At 36.7% G+C, this 16869-nt stretch carries 12 protein-coding genes; 8 read left to right on the top strand and 4 right to left on the bottom strand.

The annotated features are described in order from the left end of the window. Positions 1-21: 21 nt before the first annotated feature. Together FA707_RS07490 and alaS are read left to right on the top strand one after the other, a co-directional pair. On the top strand, positions 22-942 hold the full coding sequence (locus FA707_RS07490) for an alpha/beta hydrolase (protein ID WP_136953637.1): 921 nt from the start codon (positions 22-24) through the stop codon (positions 940-942). A 286-nt stretch (positions 943-1228) separates the two neighbouring features. After that, the gene (gene alaS / locus FA707_RS07485; RefSeq protein ID WP_136953636.1) at positions 1229-3880 is read left to right on the top strand and encodes an alanine--tRNA ligase; all 2652 of its coding nucleotides are present in this window, start codon (positions 1229-1231) and stop codon (positions 3878-3880) included. A gap of 496 nt (positions 3881-4376) precedes the next feature. On the opposite strand, the gene FA707_RS07480 is transcribed toward alaS, so the two are convergent. Then, the gene (locus FA707_RS07480) at positions 4377-5342 is read right to left on the bottom strand and encodes a diacylglycerol/lipid kinase family protein (protein WP_136953635.1); all 966 of its coding nucleotides are present in this window, start codon (positions 5340-5342) and stop codon (positions 4377-4379) included. A gap of 124 nt (positions 5343-5466) precedes the next feature. Continuing rightward, positions 5467-5616: a hypothetical protein gene (locus tag FA707_RS10470; protein WP_168177374.1), complete on the bottom strand. Its 150-nt coding sequence runs from the start codon at positions 5614-5616 to the stop codon at positions 5467-5469. A 220-nt stretch (positions 5617-5836) separates the two neighbouring features. Here FA707_RS10470 and FA707_RS07475 point away from each other — a divergent pair, with 220 nt between their 5' ends. Both FA707_RS07475 and FA707_RS07470 read left to right on the top strand, forming a co-directional pair. Further along, positions 5837-6328: a QueT transporter family protein gene (locus FA707_RS07475; protein ID WP_136953634.1), complete on the top strand. Its 492-nt coding sequence runs from the start codon at positions 5837-5839 to the stop codon at positions 6326-6328. Positions 6329-6852: 524 nt separating this feature from the next. Further along, positions 6853-7368 carry a VanZ family protein gene (locus FA707_RS07470; protein ID WP_168177373.1) on the top strand — a complete coding sequence of 172 codons (516 nt, stop codon included), beginning with the start codon at positions 6853-6855 and terminating at the stop codon, positions 7366-7368. Positions 7369-7401: 33 nt separating this feature from the next. On the opposite strand, the gene argS is transcribed toward FA707_RS07470, so the two are convergent. Further along, complete coding sequence (argS, locus tag FA707_RS07465) at positions 7402-9093, bottom strand: arginine--tRNA ligase (RefSeq protein WP_136953632.1); 1692 nt, start codon at positions 9091-9093, stop codon at positions 7402-7404. A gap of 113 nt (positions 9094-9206) precedes the next feature. Then, positions 9207-10073, bottom strand: a complete 867-nt coding sequence (locus FA707_RS07460; RefSeq protein ID WP_136953631.1) for an RluA family pseudouridine synthase — start codon at positions 10071-10073, stop codon at positions 9207-9209. Positions 10074-10303: 230 nt separating this feature from the next. Between FA707_RS07460 and FA707_RS07455 the strand changes: the two genes are divergently transcribed. The 4 genes from FA707_RS07455 to FA707_RS07440 all read left to right on the top strand — a co-directional run bounded on the left by FA707_RS07455 (position 10304) and on the right by FA707_RS07440 (position 16868). Then, on the top strand, positions 10304-12457 hold the full coding sequence (locus tag FA707_RS07455; RefSeq protein WP_136954211.1) for a transglycosylase domain-containing protein: 2154 nt from the start codon (positions 10304-10306) through the stop codon (positions 12455-12457). Between the two features lie 86 nt (positions 12458-12543). Next, positions 12544-12891 (top strand): YlbF/YmcA family competence regulator, encoded by a 348-nt coding sequence (locus tag FA707_RS07450; protein WP_136953630.1) that lies wholly within the window; start codon positions 12544-12546, stop codon positions 12889-12891. Between the two features lie 91 nt (positions 12892-12982). Further along, positions 12983-14212, top strand: a complete 1230-nt coding sequence (locus tag FA707_RS07445) for a metallophosphoesterase family protein (protein ID WP_168177372.1) — start codon at positions 12983-12985, stop codon at positions 14210-14212. Then, on the top strand, positions 14202-16868 hold the full coding sequence (locus FA707_RS07440; RefSeq protein ID WP_136953628.1) for an AAA family ATPase: 2667 nt from the start codon (positions 14202-14204) through the stop codon (positions 16866-16868). Before FA707_RS07445 ends, FA707_RS07440 begins: the two co-directional genes overlap by 11 nt. Position 16869: the final 1 nt, after the last annotated feature.

Here is a 16869-nt window from a genome sequence, read left to right as displayed (position 1 = left end):
TTAAATTAAAAAGGTGGAAAAATGAAGAAATTAATGGTTATTTTACTTATTGTATTATGTGTCGTGGCAGGTGGATTATACTGGGGCGTTAATTATTTATATAATTATGCTATCGTGCCAGGGGAAAAAGAATTTTTAGCGGAGAATCATGAAGCTGATTCTGATAATGTATACGCAACTTGGGATTTTATAGAAGAAGCACCTGTGTACTATCAATTAGAATCTCGAGATGACTTGAATTTATTCGGTGTTCATTTGAAACATAATGAGCCGACGGATAAACTAGCTATTGTCGTTCATGGCTATGGTAACAGTTCAAAAGGGATGGAAGATTATGCGCGCCTATTCTTTAATCAAGGTTATGATGTCTTCATGCCAGATGCACGTGGCCATGGTCAAAGCCAAGGTGATTATGTCGGTTTTGGATGGCATGAGCGGTTAGATGTGGTCGATTGGTCAAATTACTTGGTGAATCAATATGATAGTAATGTTGAAATCGCGCTATTTGGTTTAAGTATGGGAGCGGCGACCGTTATGATGTCTTCTGGAGAGGAGTTACCTACTCAATTAAAAGTCATTATTGAAGATTGTGGCTATGATAAAGTTAGCAATGAATTGGCGTTCCAATTAAAGGATATGTTTAATTTACCAGCTTTCCCGATGATTCCTTTAGCTTCAGCTTATACGGATTTAAAAGTGGGCTATAATTTTTACGAAGCGGATGCAACGAAACAACTAGCAAAAAATGAACGTCCAATGCTGTTTATACACGGAACAACAGATACTTTTGTGCCAACATATATGATTGACAGTGTCTATGCTGCAACTAATGGACCAAAGGAAAAATGGTTAGTCGAAGGTGCTGAACATGCTAAAAGTATCGAAGTCGATCCAGAAGGCTACAATGAAAAAGTTCAAGCTTTTTTAGCGAAATATATGTAAGTTGTAAATTGACTTTTTCATACAGATTCATTATACTTGTAGGGCAAGGATATATTAGGTGACTTAGTTAGGTCCAGAAAGTTTTTCCAAGGCTGTGAGAAAAACCCGCTAACCATCGTAATGCTCCCTTGGTAAATGAATAGGAAACTATTCACGTCTTTTCTACGTTACGGAAACTTAAGAGGTAATGACTGTTCAAAACATCATTGCAAACAAGGTGGTACCGCGATTGTGTCGTCCTTGTTTTGCATGGTGTTTTTTTATTTTAATTTAAAGGAGAAAACAGATGAAACAATTAACTAGTAGTCAAATTCGTCAAATGTTTTTAGACTTTTTCAAAGAAAAAGGTCACAGTATTGAACCAAGTGCGTCATTAGTACCATTTGAAGATCCAACGCTTTTATGGATTAACTCAGGGGTTGCGACATTAAAGAAATATTTTGATGGTACCATTGCGCCAGAAAACCCAAGAATAACGAATGCTCAAAAGAGTATCCGTACGAACGATATTGAAAATGTAGGGAAGACAGCTCGTCACCATACAATGTTTGAAATGTTAGGTAACTTCTCAATAGGTGATTACTTCAAACCAGAAGCGATTCACTGGGCATGGGAATTTTTAACAGATGAAAAATGGATTGGTTTTGATCCAGAAAAATTATCTGTCACCGTTCACCCAAGTGACACAGAAGCACGCCGCATTTGGCACGAAGAAATTGGGTTACCACAAGACCGCATTATCGATTTAGAAGGTAACTTCTGGGAAATCGGTGTGGGTCCATCAGGTCCTAACACAGAAATCTTCTACGACCGTGGCCAAGAGTTCAACGATGTGGCGGAAGATGATCCAGAAAACTTCCCAGGTGGGGAAAACGAACGCTACTTAGAAATTTGGAACTTAGTATTCTCAGAGTTTAACCATACAGAAGAAGGCACGTATGAGCCACTTCCACACAAAAACATTGATACAGGTATGGGACTAGAGCGTTTAACTTCTGTTATTCAAAACACTAAAACAAACTTTGAAACAGATTTATTCATGCCAATCATTAAAGCAACCGAAGAGATGAGCGGTCAATTCACTTATGGTCAAAGCGTTGAAACAGATATTTCATTTAAAGTAATCGCTGACCATGTACGTGCCGTAAGTTTTGCCATCGGTGACGGTGCGCTACCTTCAAACGAAGGCCGCGGTTACGTGTTACGTCGTTTATTACGTCGTGCTGTTCGTCATGGTAAAAAATTAGGGATCGACAAACCATTTATGTATGAATTAGTGCTAGTTGTTGGCGATATTATGAAAGACTTCTACCCAGAAGTATTAGCACAAAAAGACTTTATCCAAAAAGTAATTAAAACTGAAGAAGAACGTTTCCACGAAACAATCAATGAAGGCTTAACGATTTTAAACGGTATTTTAGCTGATGCTAAAGAAAATAATGACACACAAATTAACGGGAAAGACATCTTCAAATTGTATGATACATACGGATTCCCAGTTGAATTAACCGAAGAAATCGCTGAAGAAGCTGGTTTTGATGTGGATCACGCTGGTTTTGAAGAAGAAATGACGGCCCAACGTGAACGTGCACGTGCTGCTCGTGCTTCTGTTGAATCAATGAACATTCAATCAGGTTTATTAACAGATATCGATGTTGCTAGCGAGTTTGTTGGTTACAATCAATTAGAAGTGACAAGTGAATTAGTCGTATTGATTGCTAATGATGAAAAAGTTATTAGCTTAGAACCAACCGAAGAAACAGCGGCTGAAGCAATGTTTGACCAAACGACTTTCTATGCTGAAATGGGTGGACAAACGTTTGATACTGGTTTAGTTTACAACGACCAAAACGAAGTGGTAGCCGAAGTAGTGGACGTGAAAAAAGCTCCAAACGGTCAACCATTACACAAATTAATCGTGACTAAGCCAATGACAACTGGTACATCGTACCGCTTAGTTGTTGACGAAGTACGTCGTAATAAAGTCGTGAAAAACCATACAGCGACTCACTTATTACACCAAGCCTTAAAAGATGTATTAGGCACACATGCTAACCAAGCAGGTTCATTAGTAACACCAGGTCACTTACGTTTTGACTTCACACACTTTGGTCAAGTAACCCCTGAAGAGTTAGAAAAAATGGAACAAATCGTTAACGCAAAAATTTGGGAAAGCTTAGCTGTTGAAACAATCGAAACTGACATCGACACAGCTAAAGGCATGGGTGCAATGGCGTTATTCGGTGAGAAGTACGGTTCAGACGTACGTGTTGTTAAAGTCGGTGACTACTCATTAGAATTATGTGGTGGGACGCACGTTCGTAACACAAGCGAAATTGGAATCTTCAAGATTTTATCTGAATCAGGAATCGGTGCTGGTGTTCGTCGTATTGAAGCGGTGACAAGTGAAGAAGCTTATGAAGTTTTCCATAACGAAGAAAACGAATTAAAAGCTATTGCACAATTAGTTAAAGCTCCTCAATTAAAAGAAGCAACAAGCCGTGTGGAACAATTACAAGCTCAATTAAAAGAGTTACAACGTGAAAACGAACAATTAGCTGCTAAATTAGCGAACCAAGAAGCTGGCGATATCTTCAATAATGTTGAGGAAGTTAACGGCATTACAGTGATTGCTCAACATGCAACTGTCAAAGACATGAACCAATTACGTCAATTATCAGATCAATGGAAACAAAAAGAAGTGTCTGACGTGTTAGTTTTAGGTATCACCCAAGACGATAAAGCAAATTTACTAGTTGCGATGACACCTGCCATGAACGAAAAAGGTTTACGTGCTGGCGACTTAATTAAAGCAATCGCACCATTAGTAGGTGGTGGCGGTGGCGGACGCCCAGACTTAGCCCAAGCAGGCGGTAAAAACCCAGCCGGTATGTCTGAAGCATTAGCCGCAGTCAAAACATGGATCGCTGAAAAGTAGAGTGCTTGAATGAGCGGTTTGCTTTTGAGCAATATGCGTGGGACGACAAAAATTGTTTAACAATTTTTGAGAGTCACAACATATTGACGAAAAAGCAGCTCATGAAAGCCGGATTAAATAGAGTGCTTGCGAGTGCGTTTAGGCCTGAGAAATATCGAAAAACAGTTAAAAATTGTTTCTTAAATTTTTAAACTGTTAGGAGATATTTCCGAAGGACTGCACTCAAAAGCCGGATTAAATAGAGTGCTTGCGAGTGCGTTTAGGCCTGAGAAATATCGAAAAACAGTTAAAAATTGTTTCTTAAATTTTTAAACTGTTAGGAGATATTTCCGAAGGACTGCACTCAAAAGCCGGATTAAATAAAGTGCTTGCGAGTGCGTTTAACTTTTGAGTACTTTTTACTACAATCGTATATTAGAGGTTGCCAATTTGGTGAGCTCTTTTTTCAAAATATATAAAAATACCCCCACGTATCTTTTACGTGGGGGTTGTTGTCTTATTTCCAAAGCAGTCGTTCAACCGAGGTTAAGTTGACTTTAAATGGACGTGGGGTAATCGCTTCACCATTCATTTGACCATATTGTTTAGTTTCTGTATATAAATTTAATTCTTTAGAACGGAAGATATGAGCATAAGGACTGTCAACGTGTGTACCTTTAGTTAATTTCAATAACAAACTTGCAATCTTCAGGTAACTAATTTTTTCAACAACTATTAACTCTAACTCCGGTTCGTACAAACTAGCATTTGGTAAAATTTTAACGCCACCACCGAAATAAGGATGCTTACTACTTGTAGCTAGAAAAGCTTTTTTAAATTTTTTTTGTTGTTGACCATCATCAACCGTTAAGGGATAGCCTTTCTGTTTAAACAATAAACCAATCATCGAAAATAGGTAAGCTAGCGAACCTAGCTTTAATTTGTTTAAAGTCGTCTTATTTTGAGATTCATTCGCCTTAGCGACGATGGCCGCGTCTAAGCCAATGCCTAAGTTATTTGAAATTAAGTAAGTTTCATTTGTGGTATTTTCTTGATAAAGTAAGGAATAAATGCTTGTTGGCGCAGTACTTGCTAGTAGTTGTTTTAGAGCCTCAATTGGTTCTCTTGGAATGTCTGCACTTCTAGCGAAATCGTTACCTGAGCCACTTGGGATGTAACCAAATGGGATAAGCGGAAATTCAGACAAGCCGTTTTGGATTTCAAACACTGTGCCGTCACCACCTAGAGCAACTAGCAAGGGAAAAGGACTAGAGTTTACGTCCGAAGCTTCATGCCAAGGTTTTAAAGTCGATTGAGCTAACGTTTGTGCTAGTTCAATTGCGTGTCCTGCATATTCAGATAGATGAATAGTATAAGGTAAGTTATGTTCAATGAGATAATTTTTTACTTGTTGTAATGAGTGCATCCCGTTGCCGCTTCCGGCATTTTCGTTCGCAATAATATGTAAATGTAATGAGTGCATAATAATCCTCTCAGTATTAAAAATTGTTGGAAAGCAATAAAAAAGAAGTCATCAGCTTTTTTTAAGTGCTAACGACTTCTATCTTGTACAACTACAAGATTCATCCATTTTAAAAGTTCTCCTTTTAAATGATTTTTTTTAAAGCTGCAATAGCTTTTTCAATTGTATTACCATAAGCCACTTTAGACTCATCTTTAGCATCGAACGCCATAAATTGTTGCGTTTGAGTGTTTAAAGCGATACGGTAAGGTAATTGTTTGTTATTGAATAGCATAGTATCCTCTCCTTTACATTGTGTTCATTCACAAAAGGCAAAGTAACTAGGTCTCATAACGAAATTCCAACATTGTCTATTTTACGCTCTTTTTTAAATGAATGCAAGTATTAAGTTTCTTGATTGACAAGCTTGAATAAAAAGCATAGAGTAGTAAGGTAGTCAAAAAACCGCGGTTCGTTCATACCATCCCGCGTTATCAAAACTAGGAGGAAGATTTATGGCATCAAAAAAAACAACAAGCTTAATTATGAATGGGGTTATCGCAGCTATTTACTTAGCGTTAACAATTATTGTCAATCCCGTGGCATCTGGTCCTATCCAGTTTAGAATTTCAGAAAGTTTGAATCACATTGTCGTCTTTAATAAACGATTATTGTGGGGTGTCTTTTCGGGCGTTCTACTATATAATATGATGTTTTCAGAATTTGGTATTTTAGATGTAGCCTTTGGAGGTACACAAACTCTAGGTTCATTGTTAATGACAGCTTTGTTAAGTCGCGTGATTAAAGATAAAAAGAAATTATTAGTCGCAAATACGTTAGTGTTCAGTTTAAGCATGTGTTTGATCGCCTTAATGCTAAACATGGCAGTCGAAGCCCCATTTTGGGTAACATACGGTTGGACCTTCGTCAGTGAATTATTCATCATGGTCATCTCAGCACCAATCATGTACGCCATCGATAAACGCGTTAATTTTAAAAAGTATTAATTAAAGTGCTTGAGGTCGCGTCTAGCTTCCGAGTAATATGCGCACGATGACGAAAATTGTGCAACAATTTTGAGAGTCGTGACATATTACCGAGGAAGTTGCGACCAAAAGCCGGATTGCGTAAAGTGCTGGAGGCATCGTTTAGCTTCAAGTAATAGGCATGAAGTGACGAAAGGATTGAAAATCCTTTTGAGAACTTCATCATATTACCGCAGAAGCTGATGCCAAAAGCCGGATTAAGAAAAGTGCTTGAGGTTGCGTTTAGCTTCCGAGTAATATGCACACTATGACGAAAATTGCGAAGTAATTTTTGAGAGTCGTGACATATTACCGAGGAAGTTGCGACCGAAAGCCGGATTAAAAAAGTATTTGAGGTTGCGTTTAGCTTCTTAGCAATATGCGTGAAACGACGAAAATCATACTATAAAAAGCTTGGTTCTAATAAGAGAACCAAGCTTTTTTAGTGCTTAAGTCTGATGTTTGTTCCCCCTTATATTTGCTATACTTGTTATGAGGTGAAGAGGATGAAAGAGCGAAAACATCATACGATTTCAGCGTTATTATTGATGCTATACTTAATAATATTAACATGGTTAGTGTTATTGAAACTTGGATTTAACTATCAAGAACTGGTTACTGGTGTCCATCGTTTAAATTTGATTCCATTTAAAGGGACTGCGATAATCAATGGTGCTTTAGACAAAAAAGAATTATTAGCAAATGTGGCAGTATTTGTGCCTTTTGGATTACTGTTATCAATGAATTTTTCAAAGATGAGATTTAGCTCCAAATGGTTATTGATTTTCTTAACAAGTTTTGGTTACGAAGCCATTCAGTATTGGTTAACAATCGGTGGGGCAGATATTACGGATTTAATTAATAATACATTAGGTGGATTTATTGGCTTGGTTTTATATGATATTTTAGAGTTAATATTCCGTAAAAAAGCACGTCTCAATGCTTTTTTAAATATTTGTGGCGTTATCTTGTTAATCATTTTTTTAGGACTTGCTGTGATGCTGTATTTAGGTAATAAATAAAAAAACAACTTGCTGAGGCAAGTTGTTTTTTTGTTACATTTCTTCTGGAGCGTGAACACCTAATAGACGTAACGCTTCTTTAAGAACAGTTTTCACTGAGTAAACTAAGGCTAAACGAGCGTCTTGTTGTTCGTCGTCGTTAACAATCTTAGTATGTGCATAGTACTTATTGAATGTTTGAGCTAAGTCGATCACATATTTAGCGATAACTGATGGCTCGTATTTCGCTGCTGCTTTTTCGATAACAGAAGGGAAATCTTTTAATAACTTAACAACTTCCCAGCTCTCAGCATCGTTTAAGGCATAAGATTGACCTGCTGCTGGGTGCCAGTTAGTTTTACGTAAGATAGAAGCACAACGAGCATGTGTGTATTGAACGTAAGGACCAGTTTCACCTTCGAAACGCACGACTTCTTCAAGTTTAAAGTCGAAGCTGTTCATACGGTCATTTTTAAGGTCGTGGAAGATAACTGCACCAACACCGACTTGGCGTGCAACTTCTTCTTTATTTTCTAAGGTAGGATTTTTTTCTTCGATTTGAGATTGAGCTAATGTCATGGCTTCGCCTAAAACTTTTTCAAGTAAGACAATTTTACCTTTACGTGTTGATAATTTTTTACCATCTTTAGTAATTAAACCAAATGGTACATGGATGATATCATCAGCCCAGTCGTTACCCATTTCTTTAAGTACGGCTTTTAATTGTTTGAAGTGAATACTTTGTTCGTTACCTACAACGTAGACAGCTTTTACAAAGTTATATTCTTTTTTACGGTACAAAGCAGAAGCTAGGTCACGCGTAATATATAACGTTGCGCCATCTGATTTACGGATTAGGGCAGGGTTTAAATCATACTTAGTTAAATCAACAATATCAGCTCCGCGGTCTGATACTAATAAGTTCATATCTTCTAAAATTTGGATTGGTGCATCCATTTTATCATTGTAGAATGATTCACCGTTGTAAGAATCAAATTCAACTTCCAATAAGTCGTAAACACGTTGGAATTCTTTTAATGACTCGTCACGGAACCATTTCCATAAATGCAATGCTTCTGCGTCGCCATCTTCTAATTTCTTGAACCAAGCACGCCCTTCTTCTTCTAGTGAAGGATCAGTTTCAGCTTTTTCATGGAAATCAACGTACAGACGTAGTAATTCTTTGATTGGGTTAGCGATAACGGCTTGCTCAGATCCCCATTTTTTGTAGGCAACGATTAATTTACCAAATTGAGTACCCCAGTCACCTAGGTAGTTGATTTTATATGGTTGGTAACCTAATTTTTCAACTAATAAAGCGATACTGTTACCAATAACAGTAGAACGTAAGTGGCCCATTGACATTGGTTTTGCAATATTTGGTGCAGATAAGTCAATTGGAATCATCCCATTATTGCCGATTGTTTGATTCCCATAATGATTTTGTTTTTCAACAATTTCAGATAAAGTTGCTTCGCTAATTTCTGCTTTGTTTAAGAAGAAGTTAACATATGGACCGATTGGTTTTACTGTATAATCTTCGCTGGGCTCGATTTGTTCAGCAATTTCTTGCGCAATCATTTGAGGTGCTTTACGCATGATTTTTGCAAGTGGGAAAGCTGGGAAAGCTAAATCTCCATGTTCTGAAACTTTTGGTCGTTCAATCGAGTTAGTAATTTCTTCAAGTGTAAGATGTTCGCCTAGAACTTTTTCTAAGGCTTGTGCTACTAAAGTTTTTTCGTTCATTCGAATCCCTCCATAGATTAATTGGCTTAATTATTTACGTGAAATATAAAGTCATACTCTTACAGTATAGCAAAAATATCGTTATATTCCTATTATTATTTATTACGAAAAACCTACATTATAAAATCGAAAGGTTTACTTTCACAACTAATATGTTCGTTGGTTAGCGGGTGTATAAAGTTAAGTTTATAGGCATGTAACATTAAACGTCCGGCTTGGCTCCGTGGGTTGTATAGTGGATCCCCAACAATTGGATGTCCCAAACTTTGAAGATGAACACGTATTTGATGGGTTCGCCCAGTGTCTAACTCACAGTTCACCAAAGAATAACGATTTTCACGTTTAACTGTCGTAAAGTGGGTAACGGCTATTTTCCCAGTACGTTCGTCTATACGTCGTTTACGACGATCATGGCGGTCACGCCCAATTTTTTTATTAACGCTCAGACTATCTTTGTTAAGTTGACCGTCAATAACTGCTTGATACGAGCGTTTAATATTTTTTTGTTCTAGCATACGGCCAAGAATAGGTAAGATAAATGGGTTTTTGGCAAATAGAATTAAACCACTTGTTTCCATGTCTAACCGATGTACGACATAAGGTAATAGGCCTTGTGGTGCTAAATAACTGGCGACATGATTTAAAAGTGCATCTTTTTCATCTGGTTGATTAGGGTGAGTTTTCATTTTAATCGGTTTATTGACGATAATTAGATACTCATCTTCATAAATAACCTCGACTTTTGAAGCATCACCTAACGTCACCTCATAGTCTGGATAATCGCTAGCGTCAAAATGTAACGTTATCTCATCACCAGCGTCGACTAATTCATGAAATGAGCGACTTTCTCCATTTACGAGAATATTTTTTTTAGTTCGTAAAAAATGTCGGACTTTACGAGGTACGAGCCAGCGTTCTTCTAACAGTGTCTTAATATCACATGTTTCGAAGTTATCTGGCAATTGTATGTTGTATTGCATAAAAACACATTCCTTTTGTTTATTTATTAGATTGTATCACAGATTGAATAAACTTCCTTATATAAAAGGTAAAATTTAAGATAAATTCTAAATATCCGTCTTAGGATTTAGATGTTTTTAAGAAAACTATGCTAAAATGAAGCGTAAATACGTTCTAAACTACATAAAATCGAGAAATGAAAATTAAATTATTAAGTAAAAGAGGGACAAAATAAATGAAAGAAAAAATGATGCAATTAGTCGATAGTCTCAAACGTTTTTGGGCTGTTATTGTTGAGTATTGGACACCTGTTTGGGTGAAAATCAAACCCCAACTTATCCGCTTTGAAGAATGGCGCAAACGTTTTTGGAAAAAGTATCAGGTGAATAAGATATTAATTTTATTGGCCTTAGTTTCGGTACTGGTCACTAGTGTTTATTTATTCGTACTGGCTAAAAGTCAAAATGTCGGTATGTTAAAAGCTGGTCTTCAACAAAAAACCGTGGTTTATGACCAATCAGATCAAGAAGCGGGAACTTTAGGTCAGAAAGGAACGTTTGTAACAATTGATGAAATCTCCCCTTATGTCATTGACGCGTTAGTATCTACCGAGGATCGTCGTTTTTATACGCACCGAGGATATGATTTGAAAGGGATAGCACGGGCGGTTGTCGGTAAATTGACAACAGGACGCATTACTGGTGGGGGAAGCACAATTACGCAGCAATTAGCTAAAAATGCGTATTTAAACTTAGATCAAACATTAACGCGTAAGGCAAAAGAGTTGTTCTTGTCGATTGAAATTGAGAAGACCTACAGTAAAGATGAAATTTTAGAAATGTATTTAAATAATGTCTACATGGCTAACGGCGTAAAAGGAATCGAAGATGCTTCTCATCGCTACTTTGGAAAAACAGCGGCTGAATTAACTGTGGATGAAGCAGCTGTGTTAGTTGGTATGTTGAAAGGTCCTGAGATTTATAATCCAATTGATCATTATGATAATGCGATTGCCCGTCGTGATACAGTATTAAGTGTCATGGTGGATAATGGGAAATTAACGCAAGAAGAGGCAGATAAATATATGTCTCAACAATTATATTTAAGCGATAATTATAATGAAACAACGAATGGCTATCGTTATCCTTATTACTTTGATGCAGTCCTTAATGAAGTGGAAGCTAAAACCAAAATTTCGGTAGAAGATTTACAAAAGAAAGGTTATAAAGTCTACACGTATTTAAATCAAAATTACCAACAAGGAATGGACACATCATTTGCAAATGACTATTTATTCCCTCCAAATGCTGAGGATGGGGAGATGGTTCAAGGGGCTTCAATTGCTTTAAATCCATCTACTGGTGGTGTTGAAGCAGTGGTCGGAGGCCGTGGTGAGAAAGCTTATCGTGACTTAAATCGGGCAACACAAGCTAGTTTATCACCTGGTTCAACTATGAAACCACTAGCAATATATACACCAGCTTTAGAAGCAGGTTACAATGCAGATTCCATTCTTAAAGACGAACCAATTGATTTTTATAACGTCTCTAACTATGACGGACAATTCTATGGTGATGTGACGATGCACTACGCATTAGAACAAAGTTTAAATGTTTCTGCTGTTTGGTTAATGAATAAAATTGGGATTGATACAAGTTTTAATAAAGTTCAAAAATTTGGAATAAACTTAGATGAAAAAGATCATTACTACGGTATGGGATTAGGTGGCTTAACGAAAGGGACTACTCCGATGCGTATGGCAAGTGCCTATAGTGTCTTTGCTAACGATGGCCAACAAGTACCTGCCCGTTTCATTCGTAAAATAGAAGATGCTTCTGGCAAAATTGTCTATGAAAATGAAACACCAAAAGCGAAGAGTGTGACGTCTAAAAAAGTAGCAGACGATATGACGAGTATGATGTTAGGTGTATTTTCAAATGGGTCGGGCGCGTCAGCTAAACCATACGGCTATCAAATGGCAGGTAAAACCGGGACGACAGAAAATATCTCCTCAGATGGTAATGCTAAAGATCAATGGATGATTGGATATACGCCGGATGTAGTAGTTGCAACGTGGATTGGTTTTGATGAGAGTAGTGAAACACATTATTTAACCGGCTCAAGTGGTCAAACTTTATCGGCTTTATTTAAAGATCAGACCGAACGGATTTTGGCTAATTCACCACAGACACCTTTTGAAGTGACCGATGTTAATAAAGAAAGTTCATCGGGATTTGGTGAAACGCTAGAGTCATGGAAAGATAAAATTAATGACAATTTGAAAGACAAAGTGAAAGATACTGTTGATGAAAATTTACCAACTATTAAGGATAAAATAAAAGAAGGTCTTCATTACTGGAAAGATCAATTTTCTGATGCCTGGCATGGTCTGATGAATCGCTAAAATTTGAGCTACTTTAGATGGGCAAATACCATGACTAATGGTACAATAATAGTATCAATTAATAGATTAGAGGAGAGATTAAATTTATGACAGTTAATATTTATGATAGTGCCAACCAAATCGAAAAAGAAATTCGTGAAATCCCTCAATTCGTTGAGTTAAAAGAAGCTTTCGCTACATTAAAAGCTGACGAAGAAGCATATAAATTATTCATCGAGTTTCAAGAGTTACAAGTATCATTCCAACAAAAACAAATGACTGGTGAAGAATTTACAGATGAGGATGCTGAAAAAGCCCAATCATTAACGGAGAAAGTACAAGCTTCTGAAAAAATTGCAAATTTAATGCAAAAAGAACAAGCATTTAGTGTCATCATTAACGATTTAAACAGAATAATCATGACGCCAGTTAAAGAATTATACGAAGATAAATAATAAATAGGCTGTCTCTGTATTAATAATATTGAGACAGCTTTTTTTTAACCTAAAAGTCGAAGGGCTTTAATTAGATTAGGGAGAGATGACGATGAAATTCATGCATGTTGCAGATTTACATTTAGATCAATCATTTGAAGGATTAGGAAAGATTCCTTATTCTTTAGCAACGAATTTGTTAAAACAAAATCAACAGACCATGGTCAAACTAGTGGATGAAGCCATCCGTCATGATATTGATTTTCTCTTAATGGTTGGCGATACGTTTCACCAACCACGCATTACGATTCAAACCCAAAATTTCTTTATTCAGCAGTTAAAACGTTTAGAACAACAACAAATTAAAGTGATTTTATCCTTTGGTAATCATGACTATTATCAAGCGCATCGTTACTGGTTTGACTTTCCTAAAAATGTTTACTTGTTTGATTCAGAAGAAATTCAAACGGTTACGCTTGAAACACAAGCTGGGGAGACAGTGGCTATAACTGGTTTTTCTTACGAACATCGTTGGCTAACTGAGTCGATGACCTTAAAATATCCACAACGTGAGTCGACGGTTGATTATCATATTGGCTTTTTCCATGGACAAGTGGGAGAAAACCAATACGCATCGTTCTCACCGATGACTGCGGCCCAAAAAGGCTATGATTATTGGGCTTTAGGGCATATTCATCAGCCTCAAATTGTGCAAGAACAACCACCTATAATTTATGCAGGTAGTCTGATTCCTCATACACAGAAGGAAAAGGACAGTGGTGCCTACGTATTGGTGACGAGTGATGGGAATCAATTGTTATATGAATGGCACCATGTAGCGAATGTTGCTTGGCTTCAGGAACAACTAGATGTTAAACAAGTGGATAATATGCAAAGTTTAATTAACCATTCTCGCCAATTGTTTAAGCGAGAGGGTGGGGACTATCAGTTAGTCAAAGTGAAACTTGAGAATATGTCGGAGAAATTTGCAAGTCTCCTAGAAGATACCACTCAAAAGAAAGAATTACTTTATTTATTGCAAAATGAAATTTTTGAAGCATCTAATCAAAAAACATGGTTGTATGCGTTAGAAACGCAACCAGATTTTGAATTTGAACGCTTTGCTTTGCCAATTACTCAAACAAAAGCAGCCAATTTATTAGCTGCTTATCAAGAATCAGAACGTTTCCAAGAACTGATGGGTGATTTGTATAAAAATGCTACTTCTGCTCAATTAGTTGCAATCGATGATGTTAAGCAAGCAGAATTAATAGCACACGCAAATAGCGTATTTAATGAATCATTTGCTTTCAGAGATGAGGTGACGCGTCATGAAAATTAAACAGCTAAATATTGTTGGTTTCGGGAAGTTAATTAATAAACAAGTTAATCTCTCAGATGAGATGACGTTAGTGTTCGGTGTAAATGAGGCAGGCAAATCTACGATGTATCACTTTATCAAAACGATGCTATTTGGTTTTCCAAGAAAAAATGCTAGTCTTCAATCATACGAGCCACGAGAACAAGCCTTATTTGGTGGAGAGATGGTGGTTGATCATCCAGTTTATGGTGAGTTGACGATTAAACGCTTCAAGACCGAAAATAAAGGTAAAGCGATTGTGGTCTTAGCTAATGGCTCTCAAGCTGATGAAGCGTTCTTGCAAGATATGCTAGCACCCCTTAACGAAGAACTATTTGATGAAGTTTTCCGATTGGATCAAAATCAATTACAATCCTTAGCTTCGTTATCTGAAGAAAACTTACAAAAGCAATTATTAAATATCGGGCTAGTTGGGAGTAAAAAACTCGTCGAATTTCAGGAGAATAACTTAAAATTAGCTGATCAAGTCTACCGACCACGTGGTAAAAATCCGAAATTGAATCAACAATTGGAAGAGTACGAAGGATTAAAACAGCAATTAGTGCAAAAAGAAAATGAAGAAAAAGTTTATCAAAAGAAACTGTTTGATCGTGACAACTTAATGGATGAAATTAACGAAGCACAACTCTTCCTACAAGAAGAACGACAATTAACCGATAAACTAGGACGCCGTATCAACCATTTTGACGATTGGTTACGCTTTGCTGAGTTAAAGAGTGAAGTCGAAAAAATTGAAATTGATTTAGATGATGAAACGTTAGGTATGTACCATAAAGCCTATCAAAAGTATCAAATTTTAGATGAGCAAGAACGTCGTTTAACTGAAGAACAATTATTGCATTCAGCTAAAACGGATAGTGAAGAGTTAGCTTATTATCTGAATAATGAAGAGCAATTTAGACAATATCAACAAGACCGCTCTCTTGTTGAAAGTTTTGCACGTGATGTGGAACAGTTGAAACGTTCATTAGCTGATAAACAAGAAGAAATCGCGACGCTAAAAAATCACCTAAAAATTGAAGATATCGAAGAATCCTTCTATCCAGAAAATAAAGGTTTAAAAGAGATTCAAGCCTTAGCAGTGCGTGAGCTTAAACTTCAAAAGAATTATCAAGAGCAACGTGAACGTGAGCGCGACCTATTACAGCAAAAAGAGAAAGCCGTCGCAACTGAGCTAGAAGTGAGGCAAGTTTCAGCGCCAGTTGACTACAAATATTTATATGGTGCTTTTGCATTTAGTATATTGGCACTTGGTTTTTCAATGATTATCAAGATGAAGTGGTTTGCTTTGGCCTTTGGTCTACTAGGTCTTGGCTTGCTAGGTTACTTTTTATATCAGTTTTTTGGAAAAAAAGAAACCGAAGATCCGCAACAAGAGTTATTGGCGCTCTTAGACCAACAGATGACCAAAAACAGTGATTGGCTAACAAACCTTGATCAAGAGGCTTATAAGATTAAAGTTGAAAAACAAGCCTATGCGGGAATTTATCAATTCAATCAAGAGAAGACAGCTGAACAGTGGCTAGATGAAATCAATTTACGTGAGCGCTTGTTCGATATGCAAGTTACAACGCAAGAGATGATTGAGTCAATTGCTGAAAATGAAAAGTATTTAGAAGATTACTTAGCTAATCATTCATGGTTAGTGGAACGTTTTGGTGTCAAGGTATCAGAGATGCCAGCTAAACTTTCTGAAGTAACCAATCATATTCATTTAATGCAACAAAAACAACAACAATATTTACTAGAAAACTCTGATACCTATCAAATATTTGATTCTTTAAAAAATGCTCGTCAACAACGTAAAACGTTAATTAATCAGTTTCGCCCACGTTTGCAACAATACGGTATGACGACGTTTGAAGAATTACCAGCTTTTATTAAGAAACAAGAAGCTCAACAATTAGCAAAAAATCAGCTGGAACATCAGCAACGACTAATTACTCCTAATTTTAATCCAGAAGCAACCTATGATTTGGAACAATTAACTGCTAAACAGGCAGAGCAAGCAACAAAAATTAAGGCGTTAGAACAACAACTGAAGGACAAACAAGAAGCGTATGATGCGCTGAACTACGCAATTGAACGTATGGAAGAAGATAGCTCGTTAGCAGAACTGTATCAAATGGAAGCCAATTTACGAGGTGAAATCAATAGTGTGCAAGATGAGTGGATAGTCCATAAGTTAGTGGCGCAATTATCTCAAGATATTCAAGATGTCATGGGGAGCGAGCAATTGCCACAATTATTAAATGTTTGTTCGGATTACTTTAACGATTTAACATTAGGAAACTATCAATATTGTTTATTCGAAAAAGGGCAGTTAGTCGCTCAACATGCTAAAGGTAAAAAATTTACGTTGAGTGAACTTTCAACTGGGACAAAAGATCAATTATATATGTCCATGCGTTTAGCATTTTTAACAATCCATAGCGATGACCGCTTAGCACCATTACTAATTGATGATAGTTGGCTACATTATGATTATCAGCGGAAGATTGCTTTGTTTAAAGCATTACATAAACTAAGTCGTCACGTTCAAGTGATTTGTTTTAGCTCAGACATCACATTAAAAGAATTTGCTGAAACTTATCAAGTGGACATGCTTAATTTATAGG

The organism is Vagococcus zengguangii, assembly GCF_005145005.1.
Lineage (GTDB): Bacteria > Bacillota > Bacilli > Lactobacillales > Vagococcaceae > Vagococcus_A > Vagococcus_A zengguangii.
Note: the sequence above shows the minus strand (reverse complement) of the source record. Positions and strands in the feature narration are given on the sequence as shown.

Coding starts and splice junctions, on each gene's coding strand:
- FA707_RS07490 (WP_136953637.1), top strand. CDS start 22: ATGAAGAAATTAATGGTTATTTTACTTATTGTATTATGTGTCGTGGCA.
- alaS (WP_136953636.1), top strand. CDS start 1,229: ATGAAACAATTAACTAGTAGTCAAATTCGTCAAATGTTTTTAGACTTT.
- FA707_RS07480 (WP_136953635.1), bottom strand. CDS start 5,342: ATGCACTCATTACATTTACATATTATTGCGAACGAAAATGCCGGAAGC.
- FA707_RS10470 (WP_168177374.1), bottom strand. CDS start 5,616: ATGCTATTCAATAACAAACAATTACCTTACCGTATCGCTTTAAACACT.
- FA707_RS07475 (WP_136953634.1), top strand. CDS start 5,837: ATGGCATCAAAAAAAACAACAAGCTTAATTATGAATGGGGTTATCGCA.
- FA707_RS07470 (WP_168177373.1), top strand. CDS start 6,853: ATGAAAGAGCGAAAACATCATACGATTTCAGCGTTATTATTGATGCTA.
- argS (WP_136953632.1), bottom strand. CDS start 9,093: ATGAACGAAAAAACTTTAGTAGCACAAGCCTTAGAAAAAGTTCTAGGC.
- FA707_RS07460 (WP_136953631.1), bottom strand. CDS start 10,073: ATGCAATACAACATACAATTGCCAGATAACTTCGAAACATGTGATATT.
- FA707_RS07455 (WP_136954211.1), top strand. CDS start 10,304: ATGCAATTAGTCGATAGTCTCAAACGTTTTTGGGCTGTTATTGTTGAG.
- FA707_RS07450 (WP_136953630.1), top strand. CDS start 12,544: ATGACAGTTAATATTTATGATAGTGCCAACCAAATCGAAAAAGAAATT.
- FA707_RS07445 (WP_168177372.1), top strand. CDS start 12,983: ATGAAATTCATGCATGTTGCAGATTTACATTTAGATCAATCATTTGAA.
- FA707_RS07440 (WP_136953628.1), top strand. CDS start 14,202: ATGAAAATTAAACAGCTAAATATTGTTGGTTTCGGGAAGTTAATTAAT.